Raw genomic sequence first — 19,477 nt, 5'->3', positions numbered from 1 at the left:
CCACATCCTCTTGAAATTGTTCCGTGATAACCCTCTGTTCTAGTCAAGACCCTTAGAAATTATTCCAATTTTGATCATTGCTTCCTACATTACTTCCAGATGTAGTACCGATTGTCAGTTTTAAAATATTATTTGAAAGAGTAAGTGTCTCGGAACCTCCGTTAAAAGTCAAAATTGCATAAGATCCTTTATCGCCGAACATCTCTTCCGTCCCGAACCAAGTATCTCCGTAAGCCTCCTTGATTTTATACGATCCATTCGGAAGTGAGATCGTAACCGATCCTTTCCCGTTAAAGAAGATTGTAGAGACAAGCGTTGTACCCGAATAAATTTTTATGTAGATGCTTTTACTGACATTCGATATAATTGTGACTTCGTTTTGTGCCTGATAGTATGAATTATTATGATATAATTCGCCGGTGGACGGTTTGTTTTGGATACATCTGTCGGCATAATCCGCAGCGTCTTTATAATCTGCAATTTTACCGAATAATTTATAAGCGGTAAAGAATTTTTTAGAATTAAAAGCGGCTACCGCTTCGAAATAAATGTCTCTGCTGGTGCATTCCAACAATAATTGTTTGGAATCTTTATAATTGACAGAAGCGGCATATTTTAATAAATCGGCAGCCCCCGTATAATTACCTTGCCCCATCAAGCCAACCGCTTTATTATAATCCACCGAGCATTGACATTCTTTTGCGAGATTGAATGAATCTTTGAAGTTTCCGAGTGTGATAAATATTTTTGCTGCTCCTTCAAGATCCCCGGATGCTTTCAAAGCGACCGCTTTATTGTAATCAATATTATTTTGACATTTTATCGCCATCTCTTTTGCATCGGTATAACTCCCCAGTGCGTCGAATGCGGTTTTTGCGGCCTCATAATTTCCTGTATCAAAAAGCTTTTTCGCGGTGTTATAATCGATGATATTTTTGCATTTTTTCGCTTTTGAGGCGCTGTCTTCGTAATCGCCGAGAGAGAGAAAAATCGTCATTGCCTTTTCGTAATCCCCGTCATCCATCAAATTTGACGCCTTTTCGTATCGCTGTTCGAGGCTGCCCTGCTCAATCAATTCTTTTGCGTCTTTATAATCTCCAAGGGATTTTAAAATGACCTTTGCACTGTCATAATCGCCGCTCTGCATCAAGGCGACTGCCTGATTATATTTGATACCCTTTTCGCATTCCGCCAACATTGCGGTACTGTCTTTGAAGGTGCCGAGACCTTGGAAAGCGGTTTTTGCGGTCTCGTAATCTCCTGCATTCATTGCCGCCAACGCGTTTTCGTAAGTGGCGTTTTGCGTGCAGGTTTGAGCGAGCTGAGCGCTGTCCTGATAGTCCCCGAGTGCAAGAAACGTGTCCGCGGCTGCCTGATATTGCTCCGAATTCATCAGATCGGTTGCGGCTTGATAAGCGATGATGTTATTGCATTCCTCGATTTTTTCACCGATGTCTTTATATTCGGGATCAAGCGCTGTGAAAGCCGCAATCGCCTCTTGATACTGCCCCGATTTCATCAGCGTGACAGCGTTTTTATATTCCGGAGAACCGCCGGTGAGGATGATCACAACAACTACGATTGACACAACGACAACCGAAGCCGCTCCGATGATGATTCCGGTCGGTTTGTTTTTCTTTTTGGATTCGGTAATATGTATCTGTTCTACTGCGGGTGTATTTGATGAAAGCAGTACGTCAGCTGATTTTTCTGCGGAAATGATTTTTTGTCCGCAGGTATGGCAAAACTTGGCGCTGTCGGACAACTCGGAACCGCAATTCGGACAATACATGATGTTCCCTCCAAATTTTAATTTGTGAGAACATTATAGACGATTTATAGCGAATTGTCAATGATTGGCGTTTTATTTACCAAGAAGCCGCTTTACACTGTGGATAAAAAAGAGCATTGTTGCGGAATACCACTCACAACCCTTGGACATCTCTCCGGTAAACGGATCAAGCTCCTGAGAGAATTTCATGGTTTGAGAACGAACCAGCGCATCCGTCCAGATGCACATCAGGTCTTCCAAATCCGCTCCGTACCCGTAAAAATTCATCCAGCGCAAGGCGCGCAATGCGGTCAAGCCCTGCGAAAAATAGCTCCAGTCATTGCCTTCGCGCTCTTTTTTAAAGTTGGGATCGGATATTGACATCGAAGCCATTGGATAAGGTGTCCAGAATTCCTTTTCGTTTCTAAGGTACCGATGATAAATTTTATCAGCCATATATTGATCCAACACATGCTCGCAAAACAAATTGGAGATATGGATCGTTTTATATTTGCGCTTGTTGCCATGCCGATCAACATCATAGAAAAATTCGTCTTCGGGATCATAACAAGTTTCGATCAATGCCTGCTTGACATTATCGGCTTTTTCGCGCCATACCGCGCTCTCTTTCGTCTTCCCGAGATGGTTTGCCATATCCGCCAATGCCATACGGGAACCGTAAAAAACCGCGTTCATATCCGGCGCGATTAAGGGTAAATCATCGCTCTCGTTGCAGTTTTTGGCGTCTCCATTCGGACAGCCGCCCCTAATTCCGGCGAGTCGGTCGGTATTGTCGTGGCCGGTGTCAAACAGGCAGAAAAGTTCGACAAGGCGGTTTTGAGTTGTCATGCGGCTGCGGCACATCCAAGCGTCCCAGGCAACGCATTTCCGATAAGACCGTTCCATCAATTCATCGTCCCGGTTGAGCAGAGCCGCTTCATAACACAGGCGCGTGAAAGAGACGCACTCCTGCAGTTGGCCGAAGCCGATCAGGTGGCCGTAATTTTTGGTATTCGGGTTGGACTCGTCCAGCACAAAGCACGGGAACTGCCCATCTTCTTTTTGATTATCGAGAAACAGATTGACTTGTGCGCGGGCAACAAAAGCCATCTCCGGGCAAAAATCCGCCCAGGCGATTGCGTCGTAGGCGTGTTCCAGCCAGACACCAGGATAAGCATCCGAGATTAAAAACACGGGTTCGGGATGCCCCGGAAAACACTTGATATGGATGTTTTTTATACGGTTCAATACGGTTTCGTATTGTTTTAAAATTTCTTCTTTTGATATATCGGTCATTTTTATACTTCTTTCTTAAAGCAGTTTACACAGTAATGTTTTCATTGCACGGATCATGACATTCTGATACTTGCTTTTGTCGGTGATTTTGAAAATATACCGATCGGTCGGCTCTTTGGCCTCTTGCCAACTGGTTCTGCCCTCTCGAGTGCAGGTAATTTTGATTGGAACATATTTAAAAATCGACTGTGCGGACAGGTTTGACAGATCGGTGATTTCGCCCTCCGTTGTGACGGTTTTTCCGGCAGCGTGAAAAATCGGGCCGGTACACCACATATGACGGATTTCATTTTTAACATAGGCAGAGATTTTCTCATCAGCCGGTCGTTCGAGATATCGCAGCCATTTCCGGCTGTCTTCCCGGCCAATGGCATAATCGAAATAGCGCTGCACCGACGGTGAAAGGTCGTTATAAATCATGTCCTGGCGGAACCGAAAGACCGTGCCGTAAATCCCTTCGCCCTTATTGACGCCGAGTTTTTCAAAGCATGGCGACCAATAGACCGGGCAAGGAAGCTCAAACATGGCACGATAAGAAGTGGGATCGAGCGAAACGTTAAATTCAAGGTGTTCTGATTCAAATGCGCTCCCCGCATTCAGATAGATCCCGCTGCATTTATCTCGGAACAATTCAGGAGCTTCCTGCGCAGCAACGGCGACATCCCGGCAAGAGCCGACCATTTGGATAGATATCGGTTCCGGAGAGTTTTTAAGCGTATCTAAAATTAACCGGATCGCACCGTTATTTCTGATTTGATCACGCTCTTTTATCTGCTTCGCCGAAAGGCCTGTGCCGACGGGGACATATTTTCCCGTGATGCGGTTTAATTGCCCAACTGACAAGAGCGCGGGATCTCCGAATGGATTGTTTTCGGGATAATCGATAATGATGCCTTTGAGATCGATTTCGCCGAGATAGGCAAGCGCGAACTGACAGGCCAAATCCCAATGGTCGTCGGGGTCCTGGTGATAATGAAACAGATCGGTCTGGTGTAATACTGTTTTCATACCGGTTACTCCTCCGTACACTGTCGGTATACACTATTTTTTTGTAATGTATTCAATCACAGGTGTAAGATTTTCTTCCTTTACGGCATCAAATCCGTTTTCGAATACACTCAATGCTTCGAGGTCTGCCGGGGTTTTCTCCGGTTTTTTGGCGATCTTTTTACTGACGAGATTGATCATGAACTTCATCATCAATCGATAAATCCCGTGCAGCTTTTTTATGTCAAAACCGCCCTGAAGATAAAAAACGGGCGTTCCGCGCTGCTCAAAGGTCTCAGCGGCTTTTTTCCCGATGCCGTCCGCATTCGGAGCCATCCCGACAGGACAGACGGCGATAATTTTATAGTGTTTTGCCGCTTCTTTATACCCTTGCACAGAACCCGCCATCATCCAGCCCATAAAGACAACTTCGTCCAATTCGGATAATAAATGTTTTGACTGCGACAGCTCATAAGCCGGAAATCCGGTCTTTTGCGACATTATTTGCGCGTATTTGCGCGTATATCCCGTATTTGATGTAAAGATAATCGCTTTCATATGTTTCGTTCCCTTTCGGACAGATTTCTATTATCATATCACAAATCGCATGGAAAGAAAACCTTTTTAAAAAGGAAAACACCGAAAATGCGCGTTCTAGCGTAAATCCGGTGTGAATTATTGTACCTGAATTAAAATTAAAAAGGTTTTTAATAGGGAATATAAATCGCCATCGGTCAATTTTTTCAGTTCCTGTTTTGCCCAATCGGGCATTACTTCACGTCGTTTACAGGCGAAGATCAAAGTAAACAGGATTCCGGTGATTTGGGCCAGTGACATCTCTTTCGAATCATATACACCGTATTCTTTTAAGAAAGCCGTTTTTGCGGAATCGGAAAGATCATATGTGACATTGATGAGGTCGGCGCAGGGAAATCCTTTTCCGAGAAAATTATAGTCGAACATGTAAGCCTCGCTCTTATCTTTAGCCACAACCATATTGGTGTAGTAAAAGTCGTTGTAAGTCAACGTTTTCGGTGTGTCGTCAATCAATTCCCGTAGTTTACCGTAATGCTCTTCAATCAATGCCCAGACCGGGTCGTTCGCCGTTTGGGTCTTTTCTTTGACCATGCGGAGATTTTCAGGTGTGATGTCGTCGGTCTCGCAATATAATTTTGCACCGAAATCGCGGACATACGGCCTGCCCTTTGTGTGCAGTTCGCTGTACCATTTCGCCAATACCCGCATGATGTCGGGGTCTTCCATGTCTCCTTTTGCCGCTAACCGATGGGTTTTGCTTTCGGAGATGTCCTCCATCAAAAGTGCGTTTTCATTGGAATCGATCACTTTGACGGTTTTGATGCCGAGGGATTGAAGCAGCCGATAGTATTCAATCTCGCGCTTATGTTCGGCATTTTCGAAGCACTTTAATACGTACGGTGTTTCACCTTTGATGCGGTAGACATACACGCCGTCTTTGTCTTGAAGCTCCTGAATTTCGCTGAAACGAACGCCGAAATGGGACAATTCTTTTTCAGCACGTGTAAATCCAATTGGCTTTACATAGATATCGATATCGTTTTTCTGACATCGTTTTTCGGTATTCAAAAAGCCGAGAGATCGCCAAAACGGCGCGCCTGCTTCGGTTTCGCACGTAAGCCACATCTGCTTTACACATCGTTTTCGGAAGGTATTTTCAATTTTTTCAAAGCAAATGCTCCCCAAGCCGTGCCTGCGGTATTCGGGGCGAATATAAAACTCGCGGATAAAGCCATAACCGAGGGTTTCGGGTGCTCCATATGAGCCGTCGTCGACTTCATAGAACAGAAAACCGATGAGATTACTCTTCACATAAAGTAATTCCAGCCAACTGTCTTCCCGCTCTGCACATTTGAAAATATACATGGCTATTCGTTTAATCCGCTCTTTGTTTTGTTCGGCTAACGATTTATGATCGATCTCGGCGTCGTATTCCGTGAGCAGTTCGCAAAATATTGCGAACTGCTCCGGGTTGTTTTGATCAAGCGGAATATAGTTTATATCCATCGGTCGTCATCCTCCCTGCTCTTTTGCTTGCTTTTCAGGCGTTCCAGCTTTTCGCGCTCGGCGTTTTTTTCATAACGGTTGGCGGTCAGGCGGGCTTTGCGCTCTCCGTAACCGGTTTCGCGCTTTAAACGTTCAAAGCTCTCCCAACGCTCCTGCGTCAGAACTCCTGTCCGAATGGCATTTCGGATGACGCAGCCGGGTTCGCTACGGTGTTTGCAATCGGCGAAGCGGCATTTCCCGAGAAATGCCTCGACATCCGAAAACGACCCCGAAAGACCGTCGGTGGCGTCGGACATGCCCATGGTGCGCATACCGGGCGTATCGATGACCATGACGCCGTTTTTTAATAACATCAACTGGCGGTGAGTGGTCGTGTGCCTGCCCCGGTCGTCGTCCTCACGGATTTCGCCGATTTCCATCAGTTCTTCTCCGGCTAACGCATTGATCAAACTGGATTTTCCGACGCCGGAAGAACCGAGGAAAACGATCATCTTTCCCGGTTTCAGGTATTCGCCTAAAGCATCCATACCCTCACCGGTGACAACGCTGATCGAATGCACCGGAACACCGAACGAAATTTCGTTGACGGCCTGTATGTGCTCCTCGGGATTGTCGCAGAGATCGGATTTGGTTAAAACGACGATCGGTTGTGCTCCGCTGTGGTAGGCCAGCGTGAGATAGCGCTCAAGCCGCCCGAGGTTGAAATCGCGGTTTTGTGAACTGAGGATAAAGACGTAATCGAAATTGGCTGCGACGGCCTGAGCGGGTTTGACCGGGTCCGGGTCGGCACGAGAAAAGAAGGTTTTACGCGCGAGTGTTTCGGTGATCAGCGAATCGCCGAGTTCGTTGTAGACGATGGTGACGAAATCGCCGACCGTGGGATAGAGTGTGTCTTTACAAAAGAAGGCACTGCCTTTTAGGCGTGCAAAGGTCTCGCCCTGTTCGCAGAAGATTTCGTACCGCTCACGTTGTACTGCGGTCACCCGTGCGAGGTTTTTCGGGTATTCGCTTAGTGAATTATATCCGTTAAAATATAAACGGATGTCTGACATTGGTTTATTTCCCCTTCGGGCCTGCCGTTTCGATTAAAACACGATTTCGGCGCACACAGACACGAAAAAATCCGCAGCTTGCAACTGCGGATCTGGATTGAACGATATGTGTAGTTATCGTTTAATCGCAATTTCCGAGGCAGGCATTTGTCATGATATTTGTGTTGCCGAAATTGATCGTGTCTTTCATGCATATCCCTCCTCGGTTAAAGTTCAAAATAGTAGGTGATACCCTATGGGTTCACTTCCGGAGTTATAGTAGCACAGGTAAAAGCGGTTTGTCAAGCATTTTCTGCCAAATTTCCGAGCTGTAGTGCGGAAATCAGGGTTTTTGTTGAACCGATCGGCGCACCGGTGAATGTGCCGTGGCAGTCCGAACCGGCTGTGATCATCAATTGGTGCTGACGGCAAAATGCCGAACACTGCCCAGTCAATTCCTCGCTGTGCTTCGGGTAATAGCACTCGAGCCCGTCGATGCCGTCGGAAAGATACTGTTCCAAAACCGTATTCAAGGGTTCTTCAAAACGATATTGGCCGGGGTGAGCAAGTATTGCTTTTCCGCCCGCCGCATGGATGACGCGACAGACTTCTGCGACCGAGTCATAACCAGTTTGCTCATAGGTACAGCCGAACTGCGAATAGTATTTAATACCTTCCGTTAACTCGGTTGTCAGACCTTTTGACAAAAGATAGTGCAGCGCTTTCCAGCCGCCGCCGGACGTCAGATATACGAATCGGTGAAATTCCTCCACGGAAACTTTCGAAATTTCCTGCTGCATGCGTTCAATCAAACGTTCGCTGATTTGATCTAACTTTTTTCTTGTCTGTTCTACGAAACGAATAAACTCGGTGTTTGAAAAATCGGGATCATAGGCCAGAACATGAACGTTTTCTCCGTGGTCGTAAGTATCGATCTCAACGGCGGAAATGCATTTGACCGAGGAAAACAGAGAAAGGGCCTTCAATTGCGAAGACCCTTTCAAGATATCGTGATCGGCAACCGCGAGCAGACCGACGCCGTTTTTCACCGCTTCGTTGAGAATCTCCTCGGGAGACATGGTTCCGTCAGAATAGAATGAGTGGATATGCAGATCGGCGTATGGCAGGTTCAAATGATTGCTCCTTTATTTTTATTTGACAGTGCATTCCTTTTGATGGTCGAGATACCGGCAAGCGGCAAGTGCGGCCGTTGCGCCGTCCGCCGCCGCAGTTGTGATCTGACGAATTCGTTTTGTACGGCAGTCGCCAGCGACAAATATGCCTTCGTCATCGGTCAGGCAATTTTCGTCGGAAATGACGTATCCGGCTTTATCAAGCTTGGTAAAGTTTTTTATGATGCCGTTTTCGGGCGCAAGTCCGATGGCGACGAAAGCGCCGTTGAATTTGAGGGTCTCTTCAAAACCGTCCGCCTCGCGGTGCGTGACCAACCCTTCGAACTCATTTTCTCCGAAAAACTCCTTGATAACCGTACCTAAAATGATTTTAACGTTCGCTTTGCAGTGCACGGATTCCTGAAGCTTTTCCTCACCGGTCAAAAAGTCGAGGTTTTGGATGATGGTCACCTCAGAGCAGAGTTCCGAAAGCAGAATGGCTTCTTGCAAAGCAGAATTGCCGCCTCCGATGACCGCTACGCGTTTTCCGGCATAAAATGCGCCGTCACAGACCGCACAGAACGAGATACCGTCTCCGACAAATTTGTCTTCGCCCGGAACACGGAGCAGCCTGTGTTTGGCACCCATCGCAGTGATAACACAAAAGCACTCATGCGTTCCGAAATCGGTTTTGACGATCTTTTTATTTAAATTGACGTCTGCGGTGATTTCGAGCGCTTCTTCGATTTCGATATCAACGCCGAGTGCCATTGCCTGTTCCACCATTTTGTCGGCAAGCTCGTTGCCGCTGATTTGGGTGAAACCGGGGAAATTCTCGATTTTCGGAGAGTGCGTCATCTGACCGCCGAAACCGTCTTTTTCAAGGATGAGGACGCTTTTATTGGCGCGTCGGGCATAGATTGCCGCCGTCAGTCCGGCAGGACCTCCGCCGATAATGATGATGTCATACATATTTTATATATCCTTTCGAAGGTATGAAAGGTGCGGATATTACGAAGAATGAAACATTCAACACACAAGGTATGAAACGCGCTACAAAGTTAAATTTCGCATATACTTCAACGCGTTTGTAAGCGGCAGAATGCCGTATGCAGGCTACGCCCGCTAAGCGCCTAAATAGCGCTTGATCTCCGAGACATTGAGGTAGCGTTCGGTTTTGCCGTCTTTGGTGACTAACAAAGCCGGGGCTTGTTTCAATCCAAGGTCTTTTGCCCGCTGGTTGTTCTCCTCGACATAAAGCTTTTCATATTGGATCCCTGCTTTGTCGAGAAGAGTCGCGGCTATTTTACAGTTTGGGCAGGTTCTGGTCGCAAACAAAAGAATCGAATCGCCGTCGCAGCTGGCCGCTTGCTGAGGTGCTTTATCGGTTCCGGGTGCCCTGCCCTCGGTTTTCAGTTTGGAATTCGGAATATCGTAGAGCTTGCGGTCCTTGAACTCCTGCGTCTTGCCGTCATTCCAGTTCTGCACCGGGCGGTAATATCCGGTGATACGGCTGTAGACCTCGGTCTTTTCGCCGCATTCGGGGCATTCGAATTGCTCGCCCTCGAGATAACCGTGGGTACGGCAGACCGAATAGGTCGGCGAGAGGGTGTAATACGGGAGTTTATAATTCTCTGCGATCTTTTTGACTAGCGCCGCAGCGGCCTGCCAACTCGGCAGCTTTTCTCCTAAGAACGCATGGAAAACCGTGCCCGAGGTATACAGTGTCTGAAGTTCGTCTTGAATGTCAAGCGCTTCGAAGATGTCTTCGGTGTAGCCGACAGGTAAGTGCGAACTATTGGTATAATAAGGCGTGCAGCCGGGTTCTGCGGCGGTGATGATGTCGGGATAACGCGCGATGTCATGCTTGGCAAGGCGGTAAGTCGTCGATTCCGCCGGAGTGGCTTCAAGGTTATAGAGATTGCCGTATTGCTCCTGATAATCGGACAGGCGCTCGCGCATATGGTTAAGTACATCCTTGGTAAATTGCTGGGCTTTGTCGTGGGTCAGATTTTCGCGAACCCATTTGGCGTTCAGGCAGGCCTCGTTCATACCGATCAGGCCGATGGTCGAGAAGTGGTTGTCAAAGTTTCCGAGATAGTGTTTGGTATAGGGATAAAGACCCTCATTTAACAGACGGGTGATGATCGTGCGCTTGACGCTGAGGGAGCGCGCGGCGATGTCCATCATCTTGTCGAGACGACGGTAAAAGTCTTTTTCGTCGGTCGCCAGATAGGCGATACGCGGCATATTGAGCGTGACGACGCCGATCGAACCGGTGCTCTCGCCGCTTCCGAAGAAACCGCCGGACTTTTTACGCAGTTCGCGCAGATCAAGGCGCAGGCGACAGCACATGCTGCGGATATCGCTGGGCTCCATATCGCTGTTGATATAGTTCGAGAAATAAGGAGTGCCGTATTTGGCGGTCATCTCGAACAGCAGCTTGTTGTTTTCGGTGTCGGACCAGTCAAAATCACGGGTAATTGAATAGGTCGGGATCGGATATTGGAACCCGCGTCCGTTAGCGTCACCCTCAATCATGATCTCGATAAACGCCTTATTGACCATGTCCATCTCTTTTTTACAGTCTTTATATTTAAAATCCATCTCTTTGCCGCCGACAATGGCATTCAATTCGGCGAGGTCGTTCGGGACTGTCCAGTCGAGGGTGATATTAGAAAAAGGCGCTTGAGTGCCCCAACGGCTGGGTGTATTGACGCCGAAAATGAAAGATTCGATGCACTTTTTGACATCGCGGAACGAGAGGCTATCTGCTTTGACAAAGGGCGCGAGATAGGTATCAAACGAGGAGAACGCTTGCGCGCCCGCCCATTCGTTCTGCATGATGCCAAGGAAGTTGACCATCTGGTTGCACAGTGTGGCAAGATGGCTTGCCGGGGAGGACGTGATTTTACCGGGAATACCGCCGAGGCCTTCTTTGATCAACTGACGCAGCGACCAGCCGGCGCAGTAACCGGTGAGCATCGAGAGATCGTGGATGTGCATATCGCCGTTTTTATGAGCGCTGCCGATTTCTTCGTCATAGATTTCAGACAGCCAATAATTCGCCGTGATTGCGCCGGAGTTGCTCAAAATCAATCCGCCGACCGAATAGGTAACCGTGGAATTTTCTTTAACGCGCCAGTCGGTCAAATAGACATAGCTGTCCACCAGCTCTTTGTAGTCCAGAATCGTGGACTTCATGTTGCGGATCTTCTCGCGCTGCTTGCGATAAAGGATGTAGCACTTGGCGATATCGTCGTAGCCTGATTTGATCAGAACTGTTTCGACACTGTCCTGAATGTCTTCGACGCTGACCTTTCCGTCTTTAATCTTGGGCTCGTAGTCCGCCGTAACTTTTAAAGCCAGCAGGTCGATGATGTCGGAATTGTATTGTTTGTTTTGTGCCTCAAAGGCCTTGGTAATTGCCGCTGATATCTTTGAGATATTAAATTCGACAATTTTCCCGTCTCTTTTGATAACCTGATACATGGCTTTTCTCCTTTTAAAATATGCTTCGGTGAAACCGGTAAAGCCATAATAACACAGGCATTGAGGTCTGTCAATACCCAAAACACAATATGTTGAAAATATTTTTTAATTTAATACTACATATAGTTTTATCGAATTTCACGCAAATCGGTGTGCGGGACATATTTTTTCATGACTTCAAGAAAGTTTTCGAGCTCAAAACGCTTAAATCCCGAAAAGCCCTTGCCGATAATATTTCCCGAATCACAAAAATTTTGCAAATACCATTTAGTGTGCGGGCTTTGAATCCATTTACCGATTTCATCAAAGTCCACCGAGGTATGAAACTGCCTGACGGCGGTTGTGCGAAACTCGAAATTGATCACGCCGGATTTCAAATACTCTACGCTCTTTTTGACGGCCGGCAAAAAATAATCATCGGTACCAACGGTCATGGCGTACTTTGATTGCGAATTTTTAACATCCATTGCGACATAATCGATATTTCCGCTCTCGACCAATTCTTTCAATCGTTCGGGGAATGCGCCGTTGGTATCGATTTTCACAGCATATCCGAGCTTTTTAATATCACCGGCAAATCGGTTGATATCGCTTTGTAAAAGCGGTTCCCCTCCTGAGATGCAAACGCCGTCGAGCAGATTGACGCGTTTCTTTAAAAATCTTAGAATTTCATCTTCCGATATGATTTCAGAGTCGTTGGGATTGATCACGAGACCGGCGTTATGACAGAACGGACAGCGGAAATTGCAACCGCCCGTAAACAAGGTGCAGGCGATTTGTCCGGGATAATCGATCAGAGTCATTTTTTGAATTCCGCGTATGTTCATGGTTTCTCTCCCATCGCTTTATAAAAATCTTATATGTTTATCATAACACACATTTAATCGGTTTTCAATTCAAACAGAATTATGTGATCCGGGATGCGTTGACTCGAAAGATGTGAAATGCTATAGTAAAATTATCTTGAATCCATCAAGGAGACATTTATGAAGCAATATAAAAATGCCGATAAACCCGTGCCGCCGCCGGAGGATTTCCCGCGTTTTTTCCTCGGGGACAAGCAACGATATTCCGAACTCGCCCGCAATCTGATGTGGCAGCATGCCCTGCCCTACGGTCCTGAGTGGGACGTCTGGCTCAAAGGGTACGACGGCTTTCCGATGTATCCGGAGCTTCCCAGCGGCCCGAAAGCCACCCTCTGGGACGATTGGATGTGCCAATGCGAGTTGTGGCCAGCAGTAGAGACCGATAATATCCGACACAGAATGCAGACATTGTGGAAAAAGTCGCTTCTGACCCGCCAAATCGGGCCGGACGGCTATGTCGAGACGCGGCAAGGGGTCTTTTATACTCACAACCGCGCATGGCCTTTTCCGCTCTGGACAAGCGGTGACGGTGGCTTTGGATGGCATTTTTCTTTTCACAATCAACCTGGTGAACACGGGACGCCGAACGGAATGGCTTTCAGTCCGAAGAATCTGACTGACGATAAAGGTTTCACCAATTATGGTTTCGATAACAAGGACGTTGACAGAGAGGGACTTCACCTGAGCGTGAATAAATCTTTCGCATCTTTTACCACGCCGGACTGCCGAATCGATACCCGCCAGACGCCGTTTATGCAGATTCGCTGGTACGGAGAGAATATCAGCTACAACGAGCCGTATTTGGAATGGCAAACCGAAAATGACGAGGATTATACAGCTGTAAATAAAATGTACTTTACACCTTGCCCCAACCGGGACGAGCTGAAGAACGATGAGGATGTTGTTGATCGATCCTACCCAATGCTGCCGCTTTATCGGCATCCGGGATGGAAAGGGATCATTAAAAAACTGCGTATATCACTCGGAAACCGTGAACCGGGTGGCGTATTGACCGTGATTGCTTTGTTTTCGCATTATGACACCAGGCATAATATCAATAACACGAGCTATTTAAAGGGCTGCGCAGATTATTTTAATCAGACCCGAGACCTCGACTTTCTGCGACGTAATATTACCCGTATGCGGCTTGCACTGCGGGGATTTATGCATGACCACCACACGCTCGAAGAAAATGTTGTGAAGACCACCTGGGTGGGTCACGACGGCACAAGCCCCATCCGGACCGACAGCTCAGGAAAACGTGCCAGGGACTGCAGCGGCAGCATCCCGAACAATTGGCTGGATATTTTGCCGTACGGCTATTACGACGCATATGCCACGGCTTATTATTACGACGCACTGGGTCAGATGATCGATATTGAAAAGATGATTCTAAAGCATCCCGAATGGAATATTGAGGAGGATTATCTGGCGTATGATCCGGATTTTTTAATCAGTCATCGGGAAGATGTCAGACAGAAAGCCAACGAGCTCTTTTTCAACAACAAAACCGGACGTTTTGTCAGCGGGATCGATATCCACGGTATCGCCCACGATGTGGGTAATATTCTTTCGAATTTGGAAATTCTGCATTCCGGGCTTTCAACCGAAGAGCATTTTCGCTCGGTGATGGATTGGATCAGCGGAAGACGCATGTTAGATGGTGATGCTGCACAGGGATCGGAAATCTATCGCTATACTTTTGCGCCGCTTATCAACACGATTAATAACCGCGATTATTGGTTTTTCGGCTATAACGCCGATGATTTAAAGTTCGGTGAACAGATACAAAACGGAGGCGCTGCACTCGCGTTTTCCTATTTCGACCTGATGGCAAGGATTAAGACATACGGAGCTGATGACGCCTGGCAGCGGTTAGTCGAAATTCTCGACTGGTATGATGAGGTCTGCAGATCCGGAGGATATAAACCCTATTATGAAAGTAAAAAGCTGAATTTGCAGGGCGGCAATGTAGGCGGAGGTTTGGGCATTACTTCGGAGTTCTTTGAGTCTTTACTGCCAATGCAGTCCATCCTCTACGGGTTCTTAGGATATAAACCCAAAGCCGATCATGTGACGATTGAACCGAACATTCCGGAATGCTTGGATTTTATAAAAGTCACAAATATTGCCTGGTGTGGTCTCGTTTTGGACATCACAGCCTGCCGGAGAGACAGAACTATTCATATTGATTTCCGGGGAGAATCGGATTTTAAATCGATATTTCAATCAAAAAGCTACAAAATTGTATAGCACGGTCATTTTCTCAACTTATGATTTTAAATTCTTCCTCGTATTTTAATGTAAACAACGGAAACAATTATTCATGAAAACCTTATTTAAGGAAGAGGAGCATATAGCAGATATGAAAAGCAAACCGGATGATCGAAGAGATAATGCGACAAAAATTCAAAAAGCCATTACGAGCACACTGAGCAATATGGAAGCAGCCCGCGATATGATGGCAAAGAGCGACGAACAAAAGACTAAAAATGAACTTGAAGATAAAAACAAACGCCGCAGCGCTGCCTTAAGAGACATGCGGGAAGAAATCAAGGATGAATCGAAAAACAGCCAAAAAGGATATGAATAAACCGTTTTCAACGGAGGAATCAGCATCGTTAAAAACGCAAAGGCCCTGCTTTTCGGCAGGGCCTTTAAATGCATTTTAGGCGATTAGGCCTTTCTCTTGGCAAAGCAATCGCTGCAATACACGGGACGGTCGTCACGCGGCTTGAACGGAACTTTGCACGTAGCGCCACACTCTGCGCAGGTGCAATCATACATCTCGCGCTCACCTCTGGCGGCATTCTTGCGGTTGTCACGGCAGGACTTGCATCTCTGCGGTTCGTTTACAAAGCCTTTGGTAGCATAGAATTCCTGTTCACCAGCTGTAAACACGAACTCAGCGCCGCAATCTTTGCAAATAAGAGTTTTGTCTTCGTACATGGATTTTCCTCGCTTTAAATAATTTGCCCTGCGGATACAACAGCATTGACACCCGTGTGAAACACACCAAGGGAACACATTCGCATTCGATCAGTGGCATGCGAAAATAGTATCACAAAGCTCTCACCTTGTCAACAGGTGCATTAAGCCGATCTGTTTATTATTGTAAATTTTCAGCATTTATGGGCTTTTTTGGGATGAATTTTATGAAATGTGCATAATTTGTAAAAATTTATCTGTGCAACTTTTTTAAGAAATACCCTTATATGTTTTCAAAATATCAAGGAATAACGCAGAACCGTTACTGCCCGAAGTCGGATCGGCCAAACTATAAAACTGCATGCTGTAAGCATAATCGCCGTCAACGATCACACAAAAATAAGGGTACCAGCGATCAATTCGGATTTCTCCCCCGCCCTCCGGAACAACGCTTTGGATGACCATCGCGTAAGTCTTTTCACCATTTGACGTTGCCAATTTCCCAATCTTAATTTCACCGATCACCGAAGTACCGGCTAACGAGTCTTCGAAGTTCTTCTTTAAAAAGCTACCGGTGAAATCAAATCCTGCAGATAGTTTTACCACCGCCACAGCTTCGAAAACTTTGATGCCGGTGTTTTTATCATGGAAAGTGGAAGCGCCCTCGGCATCGCGGATCCAGTTATCAGGAAAAGATAATGCAAAGGCTTTTTTTCCGGAACTGCCGGCATCCTCAAACGCCTGCCAGTCGGTAGTCGTCATCAAGTTGACTTCAAATGAGTTTTCATTGGTAAGAGAAACACCGCTTGAAGGAGAACTTAGCGTCGATCTCACTGAGGAAACTCTACTGTTATTAGATACCGCCGAGGCTTTTGATGCCTCCGAAACCTTCGAAACCGAAACTTTTGAGCAGCCGGATAATATGACTACAGCAAATAAAACAACAAAAATAAAAACCTTTTTCATTATCAAATGCAAGCTCATTTTCATATTTATAAAAGTCCTCCGATTAAATTGTTCATATCATACAGACCGGGTTTTTGTTGAACCAAAAACAACGCGGCATTGACTGCGCCCGCAGCAAACATTTTTCTGCTGCCGGCGCTGTGGGAAAGTGTCAAAACTTCATCTTCTCCGGCGAAAATTACCGAATGGTCGCCGATAATCGTACCGCCGCGGATGCTGTGAATGCCGATCTCCTCGTGGTCTCTGGCTTTTTTCTGCAGATGCCGGTCATAAGTGTAAACCGGCATCTCCTTCAGGCCTTCACTTGCGGATTTTGCAAGCATCAGCGCGGTTCCGCTCGGCGCATCAACCTTCTTATTATGGTGTGCTTCAACGATTTCTATGTCAAAGGTCTCTCCGATTATTTCTGCGGTCTTTTTGACAAGTGTGGAAAGGATGTTAATCCCAACCGACATATTACCGCTTTTAAATATCGGGATTTTTGCTGCAGCTTCATTGATTAATGCCATCTGTGCATCGTTATGACCCGTTGTCATGATGACTAACGGCAAATTGCGGCGGATTGCATATTCCAGCAGTGCCGGTGTGCCATCGACAAAAGAAGCGTCGATGATGACATCGGCTTCGCCCTCATATTTCCCCGGTGCAAAAACCATAAAATCCTGTTTTTTGGCAGTATTGATATCCATTCCCGCGCAGACAAAGCAGTCCTTGCGGGAAGAGACAACTTCCGCAACCATTGACCCCATTCTTCCGTTGACACCGCTGATGAGTATTCCCGTCATTGTTCATTTACGTCCTTTCGAATCTGGATACGAATAACGCAATCCGGACAAGAATGAATATTATATCACAATTTCCAACTCAGGCTGCATTCGACTTTATTAAAAGGCACTGATATTGACAACTACGTTCAGCCGATCAGGCCGAACTTTTGCATTGATGCGACAAGTTGTTTTTTCGCGCTCTCGCCGATCTCACATAACGGAAGCCGGCAATCTCCGACCTCATAGCCCATGAGTTTAAGCGCTGTTTTGACAGGAATTGGACTGACCTCGCAAAATAACGCCGCGACAAGGTCGCTGTATTTGATTTGCAGTTTTGCAGATTCCTCGACTTTGCCCGCAAACCATAGTGAGCACATGTCGTGCGTCTCTTTTGGGCAGATGTTGGAAAGCACCGAGATAACGCCCATGCAGCCGATTGAGAGCATCGGGATAATCACGGTATCTTCGCCGCTGTAGATATAGACTTCGTCACCGCATAAATCGAGGGTCTTTATCGTTGCAGGTAAATTGCCGTTAGCCTCTTTGATCGAGTTGATGTTCGGGTGCTTGGCGAGGCGGGCATAGGTCTCGGGCATGATGTTCAGCCCGGTTCTGGCCGGCACATTATAAACAATGACCGGAACATCACCCGCGGCGTCCGCAATCGCGGTGAAATGGCGATAAAGCCCTTCCTGCGTAGTTTTATTATAATACGGCGTCACGCTTAAAATACCATTAACGCCTAATCCGGCTGCGGTTTTTACCAGCTCCAGTGCATGTGCGGTGTTGTTGGTGCCTGCACCGCCGATGACCGGTACCCGCCCGTTCACTTTTTTGACAACGAATTCTATGCACCGCGCCTGTTCGTCATTTGTCATGGTTGCCGACTCACCGGTTGTGCCGCATACGATAATTGCATCGGTTTCGTTTGCGATTTGAAATTCAATCAGTTTTGAAAAGACATCAAAATTGATACTGCCGTCTGGTTTAAACGGTGTGACAATGGCGACGCCCGCGCCTTTGAAAATCAGCTTTTTCATAAGATCACTCCTATGTAGATTTATGGGCGATCACACAGGATCGCCCCAATGCTTTGCTCAGATATATCCTTTTTCGCAGAGCAGTTCGGCGCACAGGACGCCGCCGCCCGCTGCCCCGCGCAGGGTATTATGGGAAAGACCGATAAATTTGATATCGTACTGAGAATCCTCGCGCAGACGGCCGATTGAAACCGCCATGCCGTTTTCGAGATCGCGGTGCAGTTTGATCTGGGGATAATCCTGTTCTTCGAAATAGTGCAAAAACTGTTTCGGAGCCGACGGAAGATGGAGTTTTTGCGGTTCTGCGGTGAATTCGTACCAAATCTTTTTAATCTGATCGAGGTCTGGTTTCTTTTCAAAACGTGCAAATACCGCCGCTAAATGACCATCGGTGACCGGTACGCGGATGCATTGCGCGGTGATGTTGACGTTTGAAGAGGGTACGATTTTACCGTCGATGATTTTACCCATAATTTTGAGCGGTTCGACCTCGCTCTTCTCTTCTTCGCCGCCGCCGATATACGGAATCACGTTGTCGACCATCTCGGGGAAGGAGTCAAAGGTCTTGCCCGCGCCGGAAATTGCCTGATAGGTGCAAACCAACACATCTTTGAGCCCGTAGACGGGATCGAGCGGCATCAAAGCGGGGATATAGCTTTGGATCGAACAATTGGATTTCACCGCAATAAAACCTTTTTTGGTGCCAAGGCGTTTGCGTTGAATCGGGATAATATCGGCATGGTGAGGGTTGAGTTCCGGAATAATCATCGGAATATCTCCGACGGTGCGATTGATTGAATTGTTCGAAATCACCGGACACTCAGCTTTGGCATAGGCCTCCTCGAGCGCTTTGATCTCATCTTTTTTCATATCGACGGCGCAGAACACGAAATCGACCATCGATGTAACGGTCTTGATATCTGATGCGTCAAGCACAGTCATATCCTCGACTTCTGTGGGGATTTCGCAGGGCATCGCCCAACGTTCGCCGACCGCCGCAGCGTATTTTTTACCGGCGGAACGGGGGCTGGCTGCTATCGCAGTGATTTTAAACCAAGGGTGTTTTGCCAGCAAGCAGCAAAAGCGCTGTCCGACCATGCCCGTGCATCCCAAAATGCCCACTCGATAGGTTTTCATATTCAAGACCATCCTTCTGTATATTTAGTTTGAAAAATCTA

17 protein-coding genes are annotated in these 19,477 nt (G+C 47.0%); 2 read left to right on the top strand and 15 right to left on the bottom strand.

Annotated features, from left to right (window positions below; all coding sequences use genetic code 11):
* Positions 1–52: 52 nt before the first annotated feature.
* From PKH29_05295 to PKH29_05250, 10 genes are all read right to left on the bottom strand, one after another.
* Complete coding sequence (locus PKH29_05295; GenBank protein HNX14252.1) at positions 53–1,792, bottom strand: zinc-ribbon domain-containing protein; 1,740 nt, start codon at positions 1,790–1,792, stop codon at positions 53–55.
* 72 nt (positions 1,793–1,864) lie between these two features.
* A complete protein-coding gene (locus tag PKH29_05290) occupies positions 1,865–3,067 on the bottom strand; it encodes a trehalase family glycosidase (protein HNX14251.1) in 1,203 nt (400 codons plus the stop codon).
* Positions 3,068–3,082: 15 nt separating this feature from the next.
* Positions 3,083–4,075, bottom strand: coding sequence for a hypothetical protein (locus tag PKH29_05285; GenBank protein ID HNX14250.1), 993 nt, complete (start codon positions 4,073–4,075; stop codon positions 3,083–3,085).
* Between the two features lie 33 nt (positions 4,076–4,108).
* Positions 4,109–4,612, bottom strand: coding sequence for a hypothetical protein (locus PKH29_05280; GenBank protein HNX14249.1), 504 nt, complete (start codon positions 4,610–4,612; stop codon positions 4,109–4,111).
* Between the two features lie 117 nt (positions 4,613–4,729).
* Positions 4,730–6,097, bottom strand: coding sequence for a GNAT family N-acetyltransferase (locus PKH29_05275; protein HNX14248.1), 1,368 nt, complete (start codon positions 6,095–6,097; stop codon positions 4,730–4,732).
* Complete coding sequence (rsgA, locus tag PKH29_05270) at positions 6,088–7,149, bottom strand: ribosome small subunit-dependent GTPase A (GenBank protein ID HNX14247.1); 1,062 nt, start codon at positions 7,147–7,149, stop codon at positions 6,088–6,090. Before rsgA ends, PKH29_05275 begins: the two co-directional genes overlap by 10 nt.
* 281 nt (positions 7,150–7,430) lie before the next feature.
* Positions 7,431–8,261, bottom strand: coding sequence for a PHP domain-containing protein (locus PKH29_05265; GenBank protein HNX14246.1), 831 nt, complete (start codon positions 8,259–8,261; stop codon positions 7,431–7,433).
* 18 nt (positions 8,262–8,279) lie between these two features.
* Complete coding sequence (locus PKH29_05260; protein ID HNX14245.1) at positions 8,280–9,212, bottom strand: FAD-dependent oxidoreductase; 933 nt, start codon at positions 9,210–9,212, stop codon at positions 8,280–8,282.
* A gap of 153 nt (positions 9,213–9,365) precedes the next feature.
* Positions 9,366–11,732 carry a ribonucleoside triphosphate reductase gene (locus PKH29_05255; protein HNX14244.1) on the bottom strand — a complete coding sequence of 789 codons (2,367 nt, stop codon included), beginning with the start codon at positions 11,730–11,732 and terminating at the stop codon, positions 9,366–9,368.
* 128 nt (positions 11,733–11,860) lie between these two features.
* Positions 11,861–12,559 carry an anaerobic ribonucleoside-triphosphate reductase activating protein gene (locus PKH29_05250; GenBank protein HNX14243.1) on the bottom strand — a complete coding sequence of 233 codons (699 nt, stop codon included), beginning with the start codon at positions 12,557–12,559 and terminating at the stop codon, positions 11,861–11,863.
* A gap of 159 nt (positions 12,560–12,718) precedes the next feature.
* Between PKH29_05250 and PKH29_05245 the strand changes: the two genes are divergently transcribed.
* Together PKH29_05245 and tlp are read left to right on the top strand one after the other, a co-directional pair.
* Positions 12,719–14,851 carry a hypothetical protein gene (locus PKH29_05245; protein HNX14242.1) on the top strand — a complete coding sequence of 711 codons (2,133 nt, stop codon included), beginning with the start codon at positions 12,719–12,721 and terminating at the stop codon, positions 14,849–14,851.
* A 112-nt stretch (positions 14,852–14,963) separates the two neighbouring features.
* The gene (gene tlp, locus PKH29_05240; GenBank protein HNX14241.1) at positions 14,964–15,191 is read left to right on the top strand and encodes a small acid-soluble spore protein Tlp; all 228 of its coding nucleotides are present in this window, start codon (positions 14,964–14,966) and stop codon (positions 15,189–15,191) included.
* Positions 15,192–15,274: 83 nt separating this feature from the next.
* Here the strand turns inward: tlp and PKH29_05235 are convergent, their stop codons facing one another.
* From PKH29_05235 to asd, 5 genes are all read right to left on the bottom strand, one after another.
* The gene (locus PKH29_05235; GenBank protein ID HNX14240.1) at positions 15,275–15,547 is read right to left on the bottom strand and encodes a zinc-ribbon domain containing protein; all 273 of its coding nucleotides are present in this window, start codon (positions 15,545–15,547) and stop codon (positions 15,275–15,277) included.
* A 249-nt stretch (positions 15,548–15,796) separates the two neighbouring features.
* Positions 15,797–16,516: a hypothetical protein gene (locus PKH29_05230; GenBank protein ID HNX14239.1), complete on the bottom strand. Its 720-nt coding sequence runs from the start codon at positions 16,514–16,516 to the stop codon at positions 15,797–15,799.
* Positions 16,517–16,518: 2 nt separating this feature from the next.
* Positions 16,519–17,277, bottom strand: a complete 759-nt coding sequence (gene dapB, locus PKH29_05225) for a 4-hydroxy-tetrahydrodipicolinate reductase (GenBank protein HNX14238.1) — start codon at positions 17,275–17,277, stop codon at positions 16,519–16,521.
* A gap of 128 nt (positions 17,278–17,405) precedes the next feature.
* Positions 17,406–18,299 carry a 4-hydroxy-tetrahydrodipicolinate synthase gene (gene dapA / locus PKH29_05220; protein HNX14237.1) on the bottom strand — a complete coding sequence of 298 codons (894 nt, stop codon included), beginning with the start codon at positions 18,297–18,299 and terminating at the stop codon, positions 17,406–17,408.
* A 57-nt stretch (positions 18,300–18,356) separates the two neighbouring features.
* Entirely contained in the window at positions 18,357–19,436 is a 1,080-nt protein-coding gene (gene asd, locus PKH29_05215) for an aspartate-semialdehyde dehydrogenase (protein HNX14236.1), read from the bottom strand.
* Positions 19,437–19,477 lie beyond the last annotated feature (41 nt).

The sequence above is a fragment of the Oscillospiraceae bacterium genome, from assembly GCA_035353335.1.
In the GTDB taxonomy this organism is placed as follows: domain Bacteria; phylum Bacillota; class Clostridia; order Oscillospirales; family JAKOTC01; genus DAOPZJ01.
This window is presented reverse-complemented; position numbering and strand designations above follow the sequence as displayed.

Bases quoted from the DNA above. Each gene is read 5' to 3' on its own strand.
- rsgA (HNX14247.1), bottom strand. From the start codon at position 7,149: ATGTCAGACATCCGTTTATATTTTAACGGATATAATTCACTAAGCGAA.
- PKH29_05285 (HNX14250.1), bottom strand. From the start codon at position 4,075: ATGAAAACAGTATTACACCAGACCGATCTGTTTCATTATCACCAGGAC.
- PKH29_05230 (HNX14239.1), bottom strand. From the start codon at position 16,516: ATGAAAATGAGCTTGCATTTGATAATGAAAAAGGTTTTTATTTTTGTT.
- PKH29_05235 (HNX14240.1), bottom strand. From the start codon at position 15,547: ATGTACGAAGACAAAACTCTTATTTGCAAAGATTGCGGCGCTGAGTTC.
- PKH29_05280 (HNX14249.1), bottom strand. From the start codon at position 4,612: ATGAAAGCGATTATCTTTACATCAAATACGGGATATACGCGCAAATAC.
- PKH29_05295 (HNX14252.1), bottom strand. From the start codon at position 1,792: ATGTATTGTCCGAATTGCGGTTCCGAGTTGTCCGACAGCGCCAAGTTT.
- PKH29_05290 (HNX14251.1), bottom strand. From the start codon at position 3,067: ATGACCGATATATCAAAAGAAGAAATTTTAAAACAATACGAAACCGTA.
- dapA (HNX14237.1), bottom strand. From the start codon at position 18,299: ATGAAAAAGCTGATTTTCAAAGGCGCGGGCGTCGCCATTGTCACACCG.
- PKH29_05245 (HNX14242.1), top strand. From the start codon at position 12,719: ATGAAGCAATATAAAAATGCCGATAAACCCGTGCCGCCGCCGGAGGAT.
- asd (HNX14236.1), bottom strand. From the start codon at position 19,436: ATGAAAACCTATCGAGTGGGCATTTTGGGATGCACGGGCATGGTCGGA.
- PKH29_05275 (HNX14248.1), bottom strand. From the start codon at position 6,097: ATGGATATAAACTATATTCCGCTTGATCAAAACAACCCGGAGCAGTTC.
- PKH29_05260 (HNX14245.1), bottom strand. From the start codon at position 9,212: ATGTATGACATCATCATTATCGGCGGAGGTCCTGCCGGACTGACGGCG.
- PKH29_05255 (HNX14244.1), bottom strand. From the start codon at position 11,732: ATGTATCAGGTTATCAAAAGAGACGGGAAAATTGTCGAATTTAATATC.
- dapB (HNX14238.1), bottom strand. From the start codon at position 17,277: ATGACGGGAATACTCATCAGCGGTGTCAACGGAAGAATGGGGTCAATG.
- tlp (HNX14241.1), top strand. From the start codon at position 14,964: ATGAAAAGCAAACCGGATGATCGAAGAGATAATGCGACAAAAATTCAA.
- PKH29_05250 (HNX14243.1), bottom strand. From the start codon at position 12,559: ATGAACATACGCGGAATTCAAAAAATGACTCTGATCGATTATCCCGGA.